16 protein-coding genes are annotated in these 17,671 nt (G+C 67.5%); 8 read left to right on the forward strand and 8 right to left on the reverse strand.

Annotation, left to right across the window (positions count from 1 at the left end; translation table 11 throughout):
• Positions 1 to 19: 19 nt before the first annotated feature.
• The 8 genes from QF038_RS19670 to QF038_RS19705 all read left to right on the forward strand — a co-directional run bounded on the left by QF038_RS19670 (position 20) and on the right by QF038_RS19705 (position 8,529).
• Positions 20 to 1,204, forward strand: a complete 1,185-nt coding sequence (locus QF038_RS19670) for an aliphatic sulfonate ABC transporter substrate-binding protein (protein WP_307612487.1) — start codon at positions 20 to 22, stop codon at positions 1,202 to 1,204.
• Positions 1,205 to 1,456: 252 nt separating this feature from the next.
• Entirely contained in the window at positions 1,457 to 2,476 is a 1,020-nt protein-coding gene (locus QF038_RS19675; protein ID WP_307612489.1) for a VOC family protein, read from the forward strand.
• 6 nt (positions 2,477 to 2,482) lie between these two features.
• Positions 2,483 to 3,439, forward strand: coding sequence for a fumarylacetoacetate hydrolase family protein (locus tag QF038_RS19680; protein ID WP_307612492.1), 957 nt, complete (start codon positions 2,483 to 2,485; stop codon positions 3,437 to 3,439).
• Complete coding sequence (locus QF038_RS19685) at positions 3,436 to 4,473, forward strand: cyclase family protein (protein ID WP_307612494.1); 1,038 nt, start codon at positions 3,436 to 3,438, stop codon at positions 4,471 to 4,473. The genes QF038_RS19680 and QF038_RS19685 overlap by 4 nt, the downstream gene beginning before the upstream one ends.
• 73 nt (positions 4,474 to 4,546) lie before the next feature.
• Positions 4,547 to 5,671 (forward strand): FAD-dependent monooxygenase, encoded by a 1,125-nt coding sequence (locus QF038_RS19690; protein ID WP_307612496.1) that lies wholly within the window; start codon positions 4,547 to 4,549, stop codon positions 5,669 to 5,671.
• Complete coding sequence (locus QF038_RS19695; protein WP_307612498.1) at positions 5,668 to 6,741, forward strand: amidohydrolase family protein; 1,074 nt, start codon at positions 5,668 to 5,670, stop codon at positions 6,739 to 6,741. The genes QF038_RS19690 and QF038_RS19695 overlap by 4 nt, the downstream gene beginning before the upstream one ends.
• Before the next feature lie 11 nt (positions 6,742 to 6,752).
• A complete protein-coding gene (locus QF038_RS19700) occupies positions 6,753 to 7,751 on the forward strand; it encodes a fumarylacetoacetate hydrolase family protein (RefSeq protein ID WP_307612500.1) in 999 nt (332 codons plus the stop codon).
• 1 nt (position 7,752) lies between these two features.
• The gene (locus tag QF038_RS19705) at positions 7,753 to 8,529 is read left to right on the forward strand and encodes an SDR family NAD(P)-dependent oxidoreductase (protein WP_307612503.1); all 777 of its coding nucleotides are present in this window, start codon (positions 7,753 to 7,755) and stop codon (positions 8,527 to 8,529) included.
• 8 nt (positions 8,530 to 8,537) lie between these two features.
• Here QF038_RS19705 and QF038_RS19710 read toward each other — a convergent pair whose 3' ends face one another.
• The 8 genes from QF038_RS19710 to QF038_RS19745 form a co-directional block, all read right to left on the reverse strand.
• The gene (locus QF038_RS19710) at positions 8,538 to 9,320 is read right to left on the reverse strand and encodes an SDR family NAD(P)-dependent oxidoreductase (protein ID WP_307612505.1); all 783 of its coding nucleotides are present in this window, start codon (positions 9,318 to 9,320) and stop codon (positions 8,538 to 8,540) included.
• A 113-nt stretch (positions 9,321 to 9,433) separates the two neighbouring features.
• A complete protein-coding gene (locus QF038_RS19715) occupies positions 9,434 to 10,009 on the reverse strand; it encodes a DoxX family protein (protein WP_307612507.1) in 576 nt (191 codons plus the stop codon).
• 134 nt (positions 10,010 to 10,143) lie between these two features.
• Positions 10,144 to 11,106, reverse strand: a complete 963-nt coding sequence (locus QF038_RS19720; protein WP_307612509.1) for a LysR family transcriptional regulator — start codon at positions 11,104 to 11,106, stop codon at positions 10,144 to 10,146.
• Between the two features lie 46 nt (positions 11,107 to 11,152).
• Positions 11,153 to 12,370, reverse strand: coding sequence for an MFS transporter (locus tag QF038_RS19725; RefSeq protein WP_307612510.1), 1,218 nt, complete (start codon positions 12,368 to 12,370; stop codon positions 11,153 to 11,155).
• A 177-nt stretch (positions 12,371 to 12,547) separates the two neighbouring features.
• Positions 12,548 to 14,116 carry a GMC oxidoreductase gene (locus QF038_RS19730; protein ID WP_307612513.1) on the reverse strand — a complete coding sequence of 523 codons (1,569 nt, stop codon included), beginning with the start codon at positions 14,114 to 14,116 and terminating at the stop codon, positions 12,548 to 12,550.
• Positions 14,117 to 14,132: 16 nt separating this feature from the next.
• Positions 14,133 to 15,611, reverse strand: coding sequence for an MFS transporter (locus QF038_RS19735; RefSeq protein ID WP_307612514.1), 1,479 nt, complete (start codon positions 15,609 to 15,611; stop codon positions 14,133 to 14,135).
• Positions 15,612 to 15,799: 188 nt separating this feature from the next.
• On the reverse strand, positions 15,800 to 16,594 hold the full coding sequence (locus QF038_RS19740; RefSeq protein WP_307612516.1) for a hypothetical protein: 795 nt from the start codon (positions 16,592 to 16,594) through the stop codon (positions 15,800 to 15,802).
• Positions 16,591 to 17,631: a Gfo/Idh/MocA family protein gene (locus tag QF038_RS19745; RefSeq protein ID WP_307612518.1), complete on the reverse strand. Its 1,041-nt coding sequence runs from the start codon at positions 17,629 to 17,631 to the stop codon at positions 16,591 to 16,593. The genes QF038_RS19740 and QF038_RS19745 overlap by 4 nt, the downstream gene beginning before the upstream one ends.
• Positions 17,632 to 17,671: the final 40 nt, after the last annotated feature.

Raw genomic sequence — 17,671 nt, forward strand, 5'->3', positions numbered from 1 at the left:
CCCAGCAAAGGAATCCCCCATGTCAGACCCCTCGAACAAGAGCCCGGAGAGCCACGAAGGCTCCACCCGCATCGTGGCCGGCCAGTCCGCCCGCCCCAAGCGTCCGCTCGGGCAGAAGATCGGCATCGCTGCCGCCCTCCTCGCCCTGGTGGGAGGCGGCGCAGCCGTCGCCGCCACAGTAAACAGCGGCAGCGGAACCCCCGCTGCCGCCGAGGAAACCGCCCCTTCCGGCAACCCCGCCGCCGAACTGAAGCTGGGCTACTTCGGCAACGTCACCCACGCCCCCGCCCTGGTGGGCGTCAGCCAGGGCTACATCGCGGACGAACTCGGCGACACGAAACTGACCACCCAGGTGTTCAACGCCGGCCCCGCCGCCATCGAAGCACTGAACGCCGGTGCCATCGACGCCACCTACATCGGCCCGAACCCGGCCATCAACTCCTTCGTCAAGAGCGGCGGAGAATCGATCAACATCATCGCCGGGGCTGCGGCCGGCGGCGCCCAACTGGTGGTCAAGCCGGAGATCAACTCCGCGGCAGACCTCAAGGGCAAGACCCTCGCCTCCCCGCAGCTCGGCGGCACACAGGACGTGGCCCTCCGCGCCTGGCTCACCGCGCAGGGCTACAAAACCAACGTGGACGGCAGCGGCGACGTCGCCATCAACCCCACCGAAAACGCCCAGACCCTCAAGCTGTTCCAGGACGGAAAGCTCGACGGCGCATGGCTGCCTGAGCCCTGGGCCTCCCGCCTGGTGCTCACCGCCGGCGCCAAGGTGCTGGTGGACGAAAAGGACCTGTGGGACGGTTCGCTCTCCGGCAAGCCGGGCGAATTCCCCACCACCATCCTGATCGTCAACCAGAAGTTCGCCGCAGACCACCCGGACACCGTGAAGGCGCTGCTGAAGGGCCACGTGAAGTCGGTTGAATGGCTGGACAAGGCTGCCGACGGCGAGAAGGCCAGCGTCATCAACGCGGCGCTGAAGGAAGCCGCGGGTGCCGAGCTGAAGGCCGACGTCATCGACCGGTCCCTGAAGAACATCGTGTTCACGGTGGACCCGCTCGCCGGAACCTACCAGAAGCTCCTCGAGGACGGAGTCACTGCCGGCACCACCAAGCAGGCGGACCTCAACGGCATCTTCGACCTGCGGGCGCTCAACAGCGTATCCGGCGAGAAGACCTCGGCTGCGAAACTCGGCAAGGAGTAACACCGGCGCCAGCCGGGACGCTCTCTCACTTGATGCGCCATTTTGGCCAACGCTCGCTCACTTTCCCTAAGAAAGTGAGCGAGCGTTGGCGATTTAAGCGCATTAAGTGAGAGAGCGTCGCATTCGATGGGTATCGGTGAGACGGATAGCTGATATCGAAAAACTCGCCTTCCCCAAATATATGAAGTGCCTCACAGTAGTTACAGGACCTTTACCAAAACGACCGCAGCCAGTAACCAAAAGGACTTCAACGTGGAAACTCCCCTCTCCCATCTTGCCCACCTCGAGATCACCACCCCGGACGTCGAAGCCTCGGCACGGTTCTATGAGGAAAAGTTCGGCATGCGCATCATCGACCGCGTGGACGGCAACGTCTACCTGCGCTGCTGGGGCGATTACTACCGCTACAGCCTGGTGATCACCGAAGGCCCCGAAGCGTCCCTGGGCCGCATGGCCTGGCGCACCAACTCCCAGGCAGCCCTTGAAGCCGCAGCCCAGCGCATCGAAGCCACCGGCGTGCAGGGCACCTGGACCGCCGGCGGCCACGGCTACGGCAAGGCCTACGAATTCACCGGCCCCTACGGCCACCAAATGCGCCTGTTCTACGACGTGGAAAAGTTCGTGGCAGAGCCCGGCTTCGAGTCCACCTACCCGGACCGCCCGGAGCGCCGCAGCAGCCACGCGGCCGCCCCCCGTTTCCTGGACCACGTCACTGTGGCGTCCTCCGATGTCCGCGGCTTCGCCAAGTGGTACAACGAGGCCCTCGGTTTCCGCGTCATGGCCTTCGTGGACCTGGACGAAGCACCCATCACCGTGTTCTCCGTGCTGACCACCAACGAAAAGTCGCACGACCTCGGCGTTGTCCTGGACACCTCCAGCCGCGCCGGCCGCGTCAACCACATCGCCTTCTGGGTGGATGCCACTGAAGACCTGCTCCGCACGGCTGACGTCATGATGGAAAACGGGACCCCGATGGAATACGGCCCCTCCATCCACGGCGTGGGCGAGCAGAACTTCCTCTACTTCCGCGACCCCTCTGGCCTGCGCGTGGAGCTCAACTCCGGCGGCTACCGCAACTACGTCCCGGACTGGGAAGCCAACACCTGGAAGCCCTCGCTCGGTTCCAACAACTTCTACAAGAACGGCGCCATGCCGCACTCCATGACCGAATCCTTCCCGCCGGCCGAAGGCTTCACCGCCACCGAGGAAGGCGCCTCCCCCGAAATGAAGGAAGCCCTGCTCAACCCCTACGCCAAGCAGGGCCGGGGCTAAGACACCATGGCTGAAACCTATGCACTCATCCGGTTCCAGGAAGCCGGCGACGCCAAAGCCCGCGCCGGCCTGCTGGTTGAAGACCGGGTCCTGCCGCTGGACGGGGACATCAACTCCCTAATCGAGCACTGGGACACCACTGAACCTCAGCTGGACAGCCTGGCCGCCTCCGCAGGGAAGGACACCGGCCTGGCCCTGGCCGAGGTCGAAATCCTTGCTCCGGTGGAGCCCGCGCAGGTCCTGCAGACCGGCGCGAACTACCGCAAGCACGTCATCGACCTCGCCGCCGCCCACCGCGAACCCGGCGAGGACGAGGAGGAAGTGCGCGCCAAGACCGCCGCCATGATGGACAAGCGCGCAGGCCAGGGCACGCCGTACTTCTTCATCGGGCTCCCGACGGCGATCGCGTCCGCCACGGACGACCTCACCCTGCCGTCCTACTCCAAGTCCCACGACTGGGAACTGGAACTGGCCGCGGTAATCGGAAAGACCGCGTTCCGCGTCACCCCCGAGGAGGCCCTGGAGTACGTGTTCGGCTACACCATGGTCAACGACATCACCACCCGCGAGTACGTCTTCCGCAAGGACATGCCCGCCATCGGCTCGGACTGGTACCGCGCCAAAAACGCCCCCGGCTTCCTGCCCACCGGGCCGCTGCTGGTCCCGGCCAAGTTCTTCGGCGACCCGCAAGACGTCCAGGTCACCCTGAAGCTCAACGGCAAAGCCATGCAGGACGAGTCCACGCAGGACATGATCTTCGGTGTGGCCAAGCTGGTCAGCGAAGCGTCACAGATCATGCCGCTGCGCCCAGGCGACCTGGTGCTCACCGGCAGCCCCGCGGGCAACGGCCAGCACTGGGGCCGGCTGCTCCAGGACGGGGACGTAATGGAAGGCACCATCACCGGGCTGGGCACCCAGCTCATCCACTGCAAGGACGAAACCACAAGTGAAGGTGTCCAGTGACCACCCAGGACACTGCATTGTCCACCGGGACCGGGGAATCAACTGATTCCCCGGTTATCCGGCGTGAGGACCCGCTCGGCAGCATCCGCGCCATGGCCCAGGCCCACAACAACTGGGGCCGCTGGGGCGACGACGACGTCCTGGGCACCCTGAACTTCATCGACGCCGCCAAGCGCGTGGAAGCCGCAGCACTGGTGAAGACCGGTGAGGCGTTCTCGCTGTCCCAGCCGTTCGACACCCACGGCCCGCAGAAGGGCTGGCGCCGCCGCACCAACCCGGTGCACACCATGACGGACACCGGGGTGGACGCCGAGCGCGGCAACCAGGGCTTCCCGCACGGCTTCGGCGGAGCGGACGACGTGATCGCCATGCCGCTGCAGTGCTCCACGCAGTGGGACGGCCTGGGCCACATTTTCGACCAGGGCAAGGCCTGGAACGGCCGCGCCGCCGGGGATGTGGTCACCTCGGAAGGCGACCTGGTAACCGGCATCGAGACCGCTGCGGCCAAGATCGTCACCCGGGGCGTGCTGCTCGACGTCGGCCGGGCGCTGGGCCCCGAACTGGGACGGAACGACGGCGAACTGCCGGACGGATTCGCGATCACCCCGGAACACCTCCAGCGGACCATCGCCCTGCAAGGCCCCAGCTCAACCGTGGGCCGGGGCGACATCGTGATAATCCGCACCGGACAGTACACCCGGGTCCGCCGCGACGGCTGGGGAGACTACGCCGGCGGGTCAGCCCCGGGGCTGTCCTTCACCACGGCGCCCTGGCTGCACCGCAGCGAAATCGCCGGAATCGCCACCGACACCTGGGGTTTCGAGGTCCGTCCGAACGAGTTCGACGCCGCCTTCCAGCCCCTGCACCAGATCGCGATCCCCAACCTTGGGTTGTTCCTGGGCGAGATGTGGGATCCGGACGGGCTGGCGGAGGCGTGCGCGGCGGACGGCAGGTACGACTTCCTGCTCACCGCGGCCCCGCTCCCGATTACGGGGGCAGTCGGATCGCCGGTCAACCCGATCGCCGTCCGGTAATCACAGTCCGGTAGCTTCAGTTAAAACAGCAACAACCACCAGCAGTATCGCCGTCAATACAAAGGAGTCAGCGATGGCAGCAGTACAGAACGTCGGAATCGTTGGGGCGGGAGCCGCTGGGCTGGCCGCAGCCATCCTCCTGGCCGACGCCGGAATCCAGGTGGAAATCCTCGAAAAGGCGGACGCCCCGCAGACCCTCGGGTCCGGCATCACCCTGCAGGGCAACGCCCTGCGGGTGCTCCGCCAGCTCGGCGTCTGGGACCAGGTGGAGGCGAAGGGCTACGGGTTCAGCACCCTGGGACTGCGTGCCCCGGACCCCACCGGCACCGTCATCGCGGTCCTCGAGGACATCCGTACCGGCGGCGAGGATCTTCCCGCCACCATGGGCATGTACCGCCCGGACCTCACCGGCATCCTCCGCGAACGCGCCGAGCAGGCCGGTGCGCGGATCAGCTACGGCAGGACCGTCACCGGAATAACGGACGACGGCGGGTCCGTCACCGTGAGCACCGCCGACGGCGGCAGTGCAACGTACGACCTCCTGATTGGCGCCGACGGCCTGCACTCAGCCGTGCGCAAGGCCATCGGCATCGAGGTGGAACCCCAGCCCACCGGCATGGGAATCTGGCGTGCCTTTGTGGAGCGGCCCGAAGAGGTGGTGCGCACCGACCTGACCTACGGCGGCCCCTGCTTCATCGCCGGCTACTGCCCCACCGGCCCGGACACCATCTACGCCTACCTCGTGGAGAAGGCCCAGGAGCGCAAGCACGAGGACGGGCCCCGCATTATGGCCGAACTTGCCGCAGCCTACGGCGGCCCGTGGAAGGAAATCCGCGCCAACCTGGACCACAGCGCGCGCATCAACTACACATGGTTCACCACCCACCTGGTGGACGGCCCGTGGAACCGCGGCCGCACGGTGATCATCGGCGACGCCGCCCACAGCTGCCCGCCCACGGTGGCGCAGGGTGCAGCCGTGGCACTGGAAGATGCGGCTGTGCTGGCTGAGCTGCTGATCCAGGCCGACGACCTCACCGAGACCCTGTGGAAGGAATTCACCGACCGCCGGCTGGACCGGGCCAAGGCAGTGGTCACCGCTTCCGTCCAGCTGGGCCAGTGGATGCTCGACGGCGTCCGCGACGCCAACGTGCCCGGCCTGATGAACTCGCTGTCCACCATGCTGAAGGAACCCGCATGAGCACCGATTCTGTTCAAGCGCCCACCGTGGACGTCCACGCCCACATCCTGCTTCCGGCCCTGCAGCAGCTCGTGGCCGAGGCGGATCCCGAGGGCTTCGGCGCCCAGCAGGCCCTGGAGGTGCGGCGCAACGGGCCGGAATCCATGGCCGCGTCGGGCAGGATGATCAAGGAGCGCTGGCCGCAGCTGACGGACCTGGACCGCCGGCTCGCTGACATGGATGCCCAGGGCGTCGATGTACAGCTGGTCTCGCCGTCGCCGTCGCACTTCTATTACTTCGCCGGCGAGGAACTGGGCCTGAAACTGGCCAAAGCCGCCAACCAGGCGGTCCGCGAATTTGTGGACCGTGCGCCGGACCGGCTCAACGGCCTGGGCCTGGTCCCGCTCCAGCACCCTGCCCTGATGGTGGAGGCCCTGGAGCATGCGGTGCTGGAATGCGGGCTGCTGGGGGTGGAGATCGGCTCGTTCGCCGCCACCCCCGAGGACCCGGAGCGCAGCACTGTGGAACTGTCCGACCCCCGCCTGGAGCCATTCTGGAGCCGCGCCGAGGAGCTGGGCGCCCTGGTGTTCCTGCACCCGTTCGGCTGCTCGCTGGATGAGCGGCTGGACCGCTTCTACCTTGCCAACACCGTTTCCCAGCCTACCGAGAATGCGGTGGCGCTGTCCCACCTGATCTTCAGCGGCGTCCTGGACCGGCACCCGGAGCTCAAGGTTGTGGCAGCGCACGGCGGCGGCTACCTTCCCACCACGTTGGGCCGCTCGGACCGCGCGTGGAAGGTCCGGCCCGAGGCACACGGCTGCGCCGCGCCCCCGTCGTCCTACCTGAAGAAGCTGTACTTCGACTCGCTTGTCCACAGCCCCGCTGAGCTGCGGGCTCTCGTGGCCGCCGCGGGTCCGGAGCAGGTGCTGCTCGGCTCGGACTACCCGTTCGACATGGGATCGGACCTCCCTGTGGACGAGGTGCAGGCCGCCGGACTCCCTCCCGAGGACGAAACCCAGGTTTTGGGCGGCAACGCACGCACGCTGGGTATCACCGCGGCGGCCGCCCTGACCGCCCGACGCAACGCTTAAGGAACACACACATGGTCAAGATTGCCCGTTGGGATCACGACGGCGGGACGCAGTCCGGCTTTGTGGACGGCGGAAACTGCTATGCCCTGCCCGCAGGCCAGTCCGTCCAGACACTGCTTGACGCCGGACTCGAGGAGACGCTGGCACTTGCCCGTCAGGTCGTGGGTTCCGCTGTTGCCGTTCCACTGGCAGAGGTGCAGCTCCTCGCCCCGCTGGCACCCGCCACCATCCGGGACTTCGTTGCGTTCGAGGAACACGTCGAAGGCGTGCGGAAGAGCATCGACGGCGTGGCCGGCGTGGTGCCCGAATGGTACGAGGCGCCCACCTTCTACTTCACCAACCCGCACACGGTGACGGGCACCGGCGAGGTCATCGGTATTCCGGCGGGCTGCACGGACCTGGACTTTGAAACGGAAGTGGCTGCCGTCGTCGGACGCGTTCCCGGCAGCGACGGCCGGAACCTGGGCGCGGAGGAGGCCCACCGGCACATCTTCGGGTACACCGTGCTCAACGACTGGTCCGCGCGCGACCTGCAGCGCCGGGAAATGAAGGTCAGCCTGGGCCCGTGCAAGGGCAAGGATTTCGCCAACACGCTCGGCCCCTGGATTGTCACGGCGGACGAGTTCGAGGACCGGCATGACGCCGAGGGCTTCCTGCCGATCTCCATGGCTGTCGAAGTCAATAGCGAGCCCATCGGCCAGGACCTGCTCTCCAACATGGGCTGGCCGTTCGCCGAGCTCGTGGCCTATGCCTCGCAGGACTCCATGGTGCGGCCCGGTGACGTGCTGGGCTCCGGTACCTGCGGCAGCGGCTGCCTGGCCGAACTCTGGGGCCGGAACGGCACCAAGACTCCCCCGCCGCTGAAGACCGGCGACGTGGTCCGGATGACCGTGGAAGGAATCGGAACCATCGAGAACACGGTGGGCGTGCGGCGCGAGGCCGTGACACGAGTTCCCGCCCGCACCCGTCCGCGCAACCGGGTTGCCGCTGCTGCTCCGTCCGGAATCTAGGGTGGTTTCCCTCCAGCTCGAGGGCCGGACGGTGGTGGTCACCGGAGCAGGGCAAGGCCAGGGTGCCGCGGTGGCGCGCCTGCTGGCGGAGGCCGGCGCGCGGGTGATCGCAACCGACCTGGCGGCGGAAATGCCCGCCGGGCTGGTCGCGGAGTCTTCGGCTTCGGCCGGCGCCCTGGTGTACCGGCAGCTGGACGTGAGTGATGCCTCCGGCTGGTCCGGGCTCGCTTCCAGCATCCGGTCCCAGGGCTGGCAGGTGGACGGGCTGGTCAACAATGCCGGCATCACCCAACGCAGCCGGTTGCTGGATGCGTCTGTTACCGACCTGCAGAAGGTCTACGAGGTCAACGTTGCCGGCAGCCTGCTGGGAATCCAGGCGCTCGCACCGTTGATGGGCAGCGGTGCTTCCATTGTTAATATCGGCTCTGTTGCGGGCCTTACGGCGCACTATCCGGTGGCCTACACCGCGAGCAAGGGGGCGCTGCGCGGGTTGTCCCAGGTGGCAGCCATGGAACTTGGGCCGCGCGGGATCCGGGTGAATACGGTCCATCCGGGCTTTATCGAAACACCCATGACGGCGGGCGCTAAACCTGAGTTCCGGCAGGCCACCCTGGCCGAAACCCCGCTGGGACGCACGGGCAGCGTGGGGGAGGTGGCCGCCGTCGTGCTTTTCCTGCTCAGCCCGCTCTCTTCCTTCGTGACGGGCGCCGAGATCCCGGTGGACGGCGGCCAGACGTCCCACGGCGGTGCCAAGTCGGTCTCCGACGCCCTGCGGTAACCAAACAGTCAGCCCGGCAGCACGGCCGACCAGCCGCCATCGACCATCAGGTTTGCGCCGGTGACGTACGAGGCCTCGTCCGATGCCAGGAACAGGGCGCACTTGGCGACCTCTTCCGGCATGCCGATCCGGCCCAGCGGGATGCTGGCCGCGATCGTCCGCATCGGGTGGTCGGGAGCGAGGAGGTTGCCCTCGGTGGCCGCGGTACGGATCATCCCCGGGCTGACCGCATTGACCCGCAGACCGTGCGGGGCGCCCTCCGCCGCAAGCTGCTTGGTCATGGCCACCACCGCCCCCTTCGTGGCGGTGTGGGCCAGCCGGCCGTTGGTCATCGAGCCGGTCACCCCCGCCGTGGAGCCCACCAGGACGATGGCGCTGTTGGCAGCCTGGATCAGCTGGGGCCAAAAGTACTTCACCGGCAGGAACACCACGTCCATCTCGTGTTCAATGTTCCACTTCCAGTCATCGAAGGAGAGCTCCTCCACCGGGGCGAAGCGCGTGACGGCGGCGTTGGCGTACAGGATGTGGACCTGGCCATGCATGGCGGCGACATCCGCAGCCCAGGCCGCCACGGCTGCCTCGTGGGTGAGATCGACCCGGCTGCTGCTCATCCGCCCCCCGGCCTCGGTGACCGCCGCCACCGTGGCCGCGGCGCCGTCGTCGTCCATGTCGCAGCCCACCACGAAGGCCCCTTCCGCGGCGAAGGCGAGCGCGGCGGCCCTGCCCTGGCCGCTGGCCGTTCCGGTGATGACGGCCGTCTTGCCGGCCAGGCGCGGGCTGGAAGCGGACATGGGGGATCCTTCCGAAAGCGTGTTTCCTCGACTTTCGCAGGGATGGGCCGGAAGGGGAACGGCGTCTTGGGTCTAGGTGGTATCCGCCAGGCGGATAGTCACGGGGACGGGCTTCAGCCCTCTTCGGTGGAGATGACCGCAGGAGTGTCTGCGGCCGGAGCCGCAGCGTCTGCGGCGAGGGCTTGACGCCGGCGGAAAACCTGGATGGCGATGGCGGTAGGGATCGCGGCCAAAGCGGTGATCCGCATCCAGGGCCGGTCCAGGACATGGCCGGTGAGCGCATCCAGGGAGTAGAGGCCGGAGCCGCCGATCGTGAACGCGGCGGCTGCCAAGCCCAGCACGGCCGGGTACTCGAGGCCGCCCTCCTGGGCGAAGAAACCGTTCGGGGCGTGAACGCTGGCCGCTACGCCCATGGTGGTTGCTGCAGCAGCTCCGGCGGTAGGGGTGGCCAAACCCAGAGCCAAGGCTAACCCTGCTCCTGCTTCACCTACGCCGGCGAGGACGGCGCTGGGTTTTGCGGGGCGGAACCCCATGGCGTGCATGCCCTTGCTGGTGCCTTCGACGCCTCCCCCGCCGAACCAGCCGAAGAGTTTTTGGGATCCGTGGGCGATGAGCACGCCTCCCAGCCCCACCCGGAACAGGGTCTGCGCGGCGGCCGCCGCCTCGGGGCTGGTGGTTACATTGCGCATAACAGTCCTCCTTGGAGTTGGCCGAGTCGCTGCAGGGCTCGCTGTCAGCATGAGTCTACGGCTGCACTCCCTCCCGGTCACGGGCGGAAGACCACACAGGGTACCCCCTCCGGCAGCGGGTACCAGCCGTGGCCTTAAGGGGCATCCGCCGCATGGATAGCCACCGGATGGGTCTCCACGGGGAAGAGCTCGTGTAGCCGTGAACAGGAGCGCTGGACCACTGACCGCAGCCAGACGCTCGCCGGGTCCTCCGCCTGCGACGGGTGCCAGTACATCGCCTCCACCAGTGACGCTTCGGTTCCGCCGGAGAACTCCAGCACCACGATGTCCGCGCCGCGCTGCGCCCGTCCGGCCAGCATCCGGGGGACGAGTGCCACAAGGTCCGTCCCTTCGACCAGGAGCGGCAGGGACAGGAAGCCGGCCACCACGGCCGCCACCCGGCGCTGGATGCCCCGGGACTCGAACAGCTTGTCCGCCGGGGTACTGATGCCCTCACCAAAATAGCCGACGGCGTGCGGCACCGCGGTCAGGTCTTTGAGGGTCAGGCGGGGCTGCTGGAGCAGCGGGTTGCCAGCGTCGGCCACGGCCACAAAGCTGTCCCGGAAGAGCTGCTTGCTGGCGCCCTGCATCTGGTACCCCGTGGGCCCCACCAGCAGGTCGATCTTGGAGTAGTCGGCCATCTGGCCCTGGATGCCCGAACCGGCGGTGGGGACGAAGTCCACGGAGACACCCGGCGCTTCTTCCCGCAGGATCCCGCGCAGCGGCCCCACGATGAGCGCCGCAGCGTAGTCCGAGGCGGCGATGATGAACTCCCGCTCGCTGGTGGCGGCGTCGAACCCGGACCGCACCCGCGTGGCCCGCTGGATGTGAAGCATCGCTTCATCAACCAGCGGGACCAACGACTGGGCAAAGGGCGTGAGGTCATAGGTGCGGCCGTTGCGGACCAGGAGTTCGTCGTCGAAATGGCGCCGCAGCCTGGCCATGGCCGCGCTGGTGGCCGGCTGGCTGAGCTGGAGCCGCTCGGCCGCCCGGGAGATGTTGCGCAGTTCCAGCAGGACCTGAAGTTGGGGCAGCAGGTTCAGGTCCAGGTTCTTCATACCCACAGGTTATCCGTGCCCGGAGTTCCGCCCTTCCAACGGCGGTCTAATGGGTGACTGCCACCATGCGCGGTCCCCGGACCAGGACGGCGAGGAGGGCCACCGCGCACGCGATGCCCAAGGCGCCCAAGGCAAACCCGAGGCTGCCGAGCCCCGCCGCGGCCGCGCCGAGGACGATGGGCGTCAGGAACTGGCCGATGAACAAGGTTCCGGTCCAGATGCCGGTACCGCGGCCGCGCTGCTGGAATTCGAGCCCGTTTACGGCCCAGGTCAGGAGGGTGGGCAGCAGGACACCCGTTCCGGCGCTGGCAATGACAGCACCCGCAATCGCCAGCGGAACATTCCCTGCGACGGAAACAAGTGAGAGTCCCACGGCGGCCAGCCCGAAGGCGAGCGCCAGCAGGTTTTTCGTGCCCAGCTTCGCCAGGAACCGGAAGGAGATGGCGCCAGCTGCGGTGGCCAGGGATGCGATGGCTGCGGCGAGGCCGATGAGTGCCGCGTCGGCAACGCCGAGGCCGGTGATGACATACGGCAGGTGCACGATGAGGGCGTAGAACACGATGCCCCCGAACAGCGTGACGGCCGCCGGGGCGCCGATCTGCCTCCACGGCACCGGGGTGCGCACCGCCGTCGTACGCTGGCTCCGCGCCGGCTCCCACAGCTTGAAGATCATGGGGATAACGATCACGGCGCTGGCCGCGTAGAGCCAGAACGGCGTCCGCCAGCTGATGCTGCCCAGGGCACCGCCGAGGGCAAAGAATGCGGTGGCGGCGAGCGCGCTGACCATTGTTTGCAGGCCCAGGTATTTGTTCCGTTGTTCGCCCTGGTAATAGTCCGTGAGGAGCGTGGTGCAGCACGTCATGATGGCCGCTTCCGCTATCCCGACGCCGACACGGGACAGTGCGATGGACTCCAGGCTGGTGAGCCACAGCGGCGCCGTCCCGAAGGCGGCGTAGGCCAGCATGGCGAAGACCAGGAGCTGCTTCCGGCCCACCCTGTCCGCAACATAGCCCGCCAGTGGTGAGAAGAGTGCCACGAACAGTGCCGGCAGTGTCAGGGTGAGCGGTACCAGGATGGCCACGCCGGGTGTGCCCGCAAACACCTGGCTTAGCGTCGGCAGGATGGGCGCGAGCAGAACGGCGCCCAGCACCGGCATGCAGCTGCCGGCAACAAGCAGGGCAGCCTGGAACCGCCCGGCCGGGCGCGTCACCGCCGGGCCGGGCGTCCCGTTCCTGGCGGTACCCGCGAGCTGAATATTCTCCATTGAATTTTCCTTAGCCTCTTGATGGTCACGGAGAGGACGGTACCGCTGGGGCACCGAAAGTGACTTCCCTCACTGTGACAACACCCGGGCTATCGCGGAATCATGGATTTGGGATAGCTGGTATCCACGGGACGGATGGACGCCAAGCATGCCAAAGGGCAGCGGGCCGGAAGCGTGTCAGGAACCCAGTTCCTCGGCCACCTTCCGTGCACCGCGCACCGCGATGGCAACGCTCATCAGGGTGGGGTTCATCGCCGTCGCCGTCGGAATCAGGGCATTGCCGCCCACCACCAGGTTCTCGTAGCCCCACACCTTGGACCACGGATCCGCCACGGAGGTGCCGTCGTCGGTGGTGCCCATCCGCATGGTGCCCTGGTAGTGCAGGCTGGAGCCGTTGGGCATCAGCCGGGGCTCGGCAACAAAGACGCCAAGGGCCTTGCCGGCGCGGCGCAGCCGTTCCGTAGCCTGGGCGATCTCCGTTTCCTCGCGCTCAGTGAGCGCGTAGTCGATGGTCATGTTCGGGAAGCCGCGGTAGTCCGGCTCGTTGTCGTCAAAGGTGACGGCGTCCTCGTAACGCGGGTGCTTGCGCATGCCGTAGCCCATGTTCACGTAGCCCCAGGGGTTCTCGGAGTACGGGGTGCCCGGCTCCATGGGGAACGGCGTGGTTTCGGTGTACATCACCTGGACCGAGAAGGGGTGCTCGGGCTCCGAGAACGGGATGCGGTTCACCGCCGCCACCGGATCGGCGGAATTCAGCGCACGCCGGGCCAGCTCAGACTTGAGGTCCTCTTCCGTGGCGAAGCGGCGCATCTTTTCGGCGTCGAGCGCCACCGTGGAGATGACCACGGGATGCTCGGTCAGGTAGTGGCCCAGCGCCTGCGGCCGGACGCCCGAGGCCCACAAAAGCTGCGGGGAACGGAAGGCATCGGCGGCAACCACCACGATGTCGGCTGCCACAAAGGAGGTCTCCCCCGAGCGCAGGTCCTGCACCGTGACGCCGGTGACGCGCTGCCCGTCCAGCTCCACCCGGCGGACCAGGGTGAGGTCGCGCAGTTCGAACTGCTTCGAGAGCGGGCTGTCCTTATCGATTAGCGGTCCGAGGACGACGTCGGCACCCGCCCAGCGCACGGACCCGTCCGGCTGCGGGTCCCCGGCCACCGGAAGGGTGCCCACGCCGTAGCCGTCCGGCAGTTCCGCGCCGAACTCTTCGTCGAGGAGGGACCGGATGGCTTCGCCCACCTTGGAGTCGGCGAAAGCGGCACTGTGGACGTGCAGCAGCTGCTTGGCGTCCTCAATCAGGCCGTCCCACTCGTCGTCGGCGATGAAGGGGAGCTTCTCGCTGAAGGCGGGCGACGGCGTCGCGCAGGTCCAGTGGGCGCCCTGGCCACCCACGTTGGTGGCTGCAGCCGCGGCCGGGAAGGAGGGTGCGTGGGCGGAGCCCGCGCCGCCGAAGTCCAGGAGGTGGGTGCCCTGCCGGGCGGTGAACATGCCCTCGGTGACGGTGCCTGCCGGGATGCCAAGCGATTCCCGGTAGGCACCGGCCTGCGGCCCCTGGGACATTTCCCGGGCACGCGCCTTCTCGGCAGGATCGGGGATGTTGCGCACGCTCTCGCCGGGGACGTCGGTCAGCTGCGGCCCGGCTTCGAACATCACCACCCGCGCGTTCGGGACCTGCTCCAGGAGCACCCGTGCGTAAGTGGAACCGATGGGTCCGCTGCCGACGATGGCAATGGTGGGGTTGGACATGATGTCTCCTTTGAAATCAGGCCGAGAGGGATTCGGAAGTGGTGGAAGCGGGAACGGGTTCGTCCGAGAGGCGGCCGTGCGGAAGCAGGACCGCCGCGACAATCCCCACCGCGTAGGTGGCTGCCAGGGCAATGAAGATCGGTGTGAAGACTGAACTGTAGATCTGCGCCACGCTGGCCTGGATGGCAGGCTCGGCGGCGTGCACCAGCTGCGGAGTCAGGGTGGAAGCATCAAGGCCGGCCGGCAGAAGGGCGGCGACGCCGAAGCCAACCACTCCGCCGACGACCGCCGTCGCCACGGTGGACCCCACCTGCCGCACCAGGTTGATGGTGGCCGTAATGGTGCCGGTCTGGCTCGCCGGGGCGGCGCCCTGGACCACGGCCACGATCAGGCTCATAAACGCCCCGGTGCCCATTCCCACTACGGCCATCACCATCATGGGAACCCACAGCGGAAGGCCCGCGGGCAGCATGGCCATCACCAAAAGCCCGGCGGCCCCCATCACGGTTCCCAGGATGGGGAAAATCCGGTACTGCCCGGTCCGGCTGGCCAGCCAACCGGTCAGCAGGTTGCTGACCAGCATGCCGAACACCGTGGCGATCGGGACGAGCCCGGACACGGTGGCGGTGGTCTGGTATGCCATCTGGAAGTACGTGGGCAGGTAGGCGGTGATGGAGAAGAGGCCGACGCCGATAATCGCCGAGAGTGCCGTGCCCGCAGCGATGGTCCGGTTGGCGAAGAAGTGGAGCGGCACGATGGGTTCGGGCGCGCGCCGCTCGATAAAAAAGAAGCCTGCAAAGCCGGCGATGCTTACCGCGAGCGCGGCGGCCGTGGCGGGGCCTGCGCTGCGTTCGGCGGCCCAGGTAACGGCGAGGACGAGCGCCACCAGGGCGGTGGTGAAGACCGCAGCCCCGGCAACGTCGAAGTGGCGGGGCATGGGGCCGGGCTCCAGGTGCGGAACGGCGACGAGGGCAAGGCCCAGGGCCGCGGCCCCCACCGGGATGTTGATCCAGAAGACCCACTGCCAGCCCCAGAAGTCGGTGATGGCACCCCCAAGGACGGGGCCAACCAGGATGGCGATCGGGAAGGCCGCGCCGATAATGGCCATATAGCGGGGCCGTTCCCGCTGGGTGGTGACGCGGGCAATGATGGTCTGGGACATCAGCTGCAGGCCCGCGGAGCTCATGCCCTGCAGGACGCGGGCGGCAATGAGCCAGGCCATGTCCGTGGCGAAGCCGCAGGCCAGTGAGGCCGCCAGGAACATCACCAGCGAGAAGATGAAAATGCGGCGGGCTCCCAGCACGTCACCGAGTTTGCCGAGTACCGGCAGCAGCACGGTGCTGGCGAGGGTGTAGCCCACCACAACCCAGCTCATGAGCGTCAGTGCGCCCAGTTCACCGGAAATAGTGGCCAGGGAAGTGGACACCACCGTGTGGTCCAGGGCCCCGAGGAAGGAGACCGAGAGCAGGGCAACAACGAGGAGACGGAGTCTCAAAGGCGAAAGTGGCATAGTGATCTACCCGAACGATCGGGCCGTCGACGCGACGTGGTGTGCCTCCGGCGCACCATCACACCGGAGAACGGGTCCGGAAGGAACCCCGGCGCCGTTATCCATGATACTGCACTTTCGTCAGAAAACAACATAAGAATGCCTGGATCAGACATGATGGTCGCTCACCCTGACTACGCATCAAGCAGGGCCCGGGCCAGTGCCATGTCCTGCAGCAGCTCCGCCAGGTCCGTTGCCGGCCCTTGCGCCAAGGACGCGTCGATCGCCCGGCGGAGTGCCAGGCGTGCTGAGGACTCATAGCGCGCCGGAGCGTGCAGCGTCCCTTCCTCGGTGGCGGTTTCCACCCGGACAAGCCCGGCCGGCTGGTCGACGGTCACTTCCGTCCGCACCTCCCCGAGGGCAAGCACCTGGAGCAGGCCTCCGGCATGGAGACCACCGATGGAGGTTGCCGAAAGGGTGGCGGGCACAGCGCCGCCCTGGTACTCGCCCACGTCCAGGAGTGCGATCCTGCTGTGCACTGTCGCAATGCTTGCATGAAGCGCCACCGCTCCGCCGGCGAGGGACCGCATCCAGCCGAAGCCGTCGCAGATGAGGGCACCAAGGCCTGCAGCGGGCGCGGCGCATTCAACGGTGATGATCCGGGCGGGGCTGCCGCGTCTTGCGGCAACCGCATCGGCTACAACGTCGGGGCGCAGGCGGGGGCGTTCAAGGATCACCGGGATGTCCCCGGGCCACTGCTCCGACTCAACGGTTCCCCGCGGAAGAACAGCAGGATCCGCCAGCACCACCGCCGCCGCTCCTCCCGCGCGGGCGGCCAGCATCCCCTGCCACCAGTCCCCGGTTCCGGGCACCACCGCAACCGCCCCCCGCACGTTTTCTGCGAGGGCAGCACTCACGGGAAGTTCGGCGACAGCCGCCGTATAGGCGGGCAAATCGGTGAAAACGCTGAACGCGCGGTCCTGGCTCATTTCTGGACTCCTTCAAGAACTTTGGCCGCCGCGGCGTCGGCCAGATCGATGGCGTACAGGGCGTCAGCCAGCAGTTCGTCGTACTCCACGGGAGCACTTCCCTGAAGGAGCGAGGCCAGCAGGCGCCACTCGGCCACATAGCCGTCCTCGTCATCACGCGGATACTCCGTCCACAATCCGTCGACGCTCCGCACCCGGGTGGCAGCGCTTCCGGCGTGGACAAAGGCGGGCGGGAAATTGACCTCGATACGGTCATGGGAAGTGGCGATACTCATCCGCCACAGGGCATGCGGCCCCTCCGGAAGCATGGTGAGCGCCAGCTGGACCAGGACTCCCCCAGCCCGGTATCCCACCAAGTAACCGATCGGGGAAACGACCCTCGCGTAGACCACTTCGTCAATGCCCGGCGCGATGTCCCGCACGGCAGGAAGGTCATGAATTGCGAGGCCAGTCAGCAGCTGGCGGACAATGCCTGCCGCCACGGCAGGGTTGCCAAGGTCGGGGCGTCCCCGCCCGGCAGCCTGGAAAGGACCACCCTCGCCCACCAGCCGGTGGTACCTGTCATTCGGCGGAAGCGCCAGCGTCACCGAGATGGCCTGCACCCTGCCCTCCAGGGCCACCAGGTGGTGCTTGGCGCGCCCCCATGACGCGTCGAACAGATGGTTTGTCCCTACCAGCAGGGTGGCGCCTGCCTCCCGGCATGCCGAGACAACGCGCTCAGCGTCCTCCCTGCTGGTGGCCAGCGGCTTCTCGCAGAAAATGGCGCGCTTGCCCGCGGCGAGCGCCGCCAGGATCTGGCGGGAGTGCTCACCGGGCGGGCTGCAGATGGCCACCAGGTCCACCGCCGCGTCCGCCAGCAGGTCCGCCTCCCCCTGTGACCAGCGGGCATCATGCCGTTCAGCCAGGACCCGGGCGCGCCCGCTTCCCGCATCGGCAACGTGCACCACCTTGAACTGTTCCGCAAGGCGCCCCAGCACCGGCAGGTGAAGCGCTGCGACACCGGGCCCGGCGCCAATAATCCCCACGTTCCAAGGCATCGTCGCCCTCCCTCTTCTGTCACTATTATTCATAAGTAAG

The sequence above is a fragment of the Pseudarthrobacter sp. W1I19 genome (assembly GCF_030817835.1).
Taxonomy (GTDB): domain Bacteria; phylum Actinomycetota; class Actinomycetes; order Actinomycetales; family Micrococcaceae; genus Arthrobacter.

Excerpts from the sequence above, each read along its gene's own strand:
- QF038_RS19670 (WP_307612487.1), top strand. The coding sequence starts at position 20 with ATGTCAGACCCCTCGAACAAGAGCCCGGAGAGCCACGAAGGCTCCACC.
- QF038_RS19680 (WP_307612492.1), top strand. The coding sequence starts at position 2,483 with ATGGCTGAAACCTATGCACTCATCCGGTTCCAGGAAGCCGGCGACGCC.
- QF038_RS19690 (WP_307612496.1), top strand. The coding sequence starts at position 4,547 with ATGGCAGCAGTACAGAACGTCGGAATCGTTGGGGCGGGAGCCGCTGGG.
- QF038_RS19695 (WP_307612498.1), top strand. The coding sequence starts at position 5,668 with ATGAGCACCGATTCTGTTCAAGCGCCCACCGTGGACGTCCACGCCCAC.
- QF038_RS19700 (WP_307612500.1), top strand. The coding sequence starts at position 6,753 with ATGGTCAAGATTGCCCGTTGGGATCACGACGGCGGGACGCAGTCCGGC.
- QF038_RS19710 (WP_307612505.1), bottom strand. The coding sequence starts at position 9,320 with ATGTCCGCTTCCAGCCCGCGCCTGGCCGGCAAGACGGCCGTCATCACC.
- QF038_RS19715 (WP_307612507.1), bottom strand. The coding sequence starts at position 10,009 with ATGCGCAATGTAACCACCAGCCCCGAGGCGGCGGCCGCCGCGCAGACC.
- QF038_RS19720 (WP_307612509.1), bottom strand. The coding sequence starts at position 11,106 with ATGAAGAACCTGGACCTGAACCTGCTGCCCCAACTTCAGGTCCTGCTG.
- QF038_RS19725 (WP_307612510.1), bottom strand. The coding sequence starts at position 12,370 with ATGGAGAATATTCAGCTCGCGGGTACCGCCAGGAACGGGACGCCCGGC.
- QF038_RS19730 (WP_307612513.1), bottom strand. The coding sequence starts at position 14,116 with ATGTCCAACCCCACCATTGCCATCGTCGGCAGCGGACCCATCGGTTCC.
- QF038_RS19740 (WP_307612516.1), bottom strand. The coding sequence starts at position 16,594 with ATGAGCCAGGACCGCGCGTTCAGCGTTTTCACCGATTTGCCCGCCTAT.
- QF038_RS19745 (WP_307612518.1), bottom strand. The coding sequence starts at position 17,631 with ATGCCTTGGAACGTGGGGATTATTGGCGCCGGGCCCGGTGTCGCAGCG.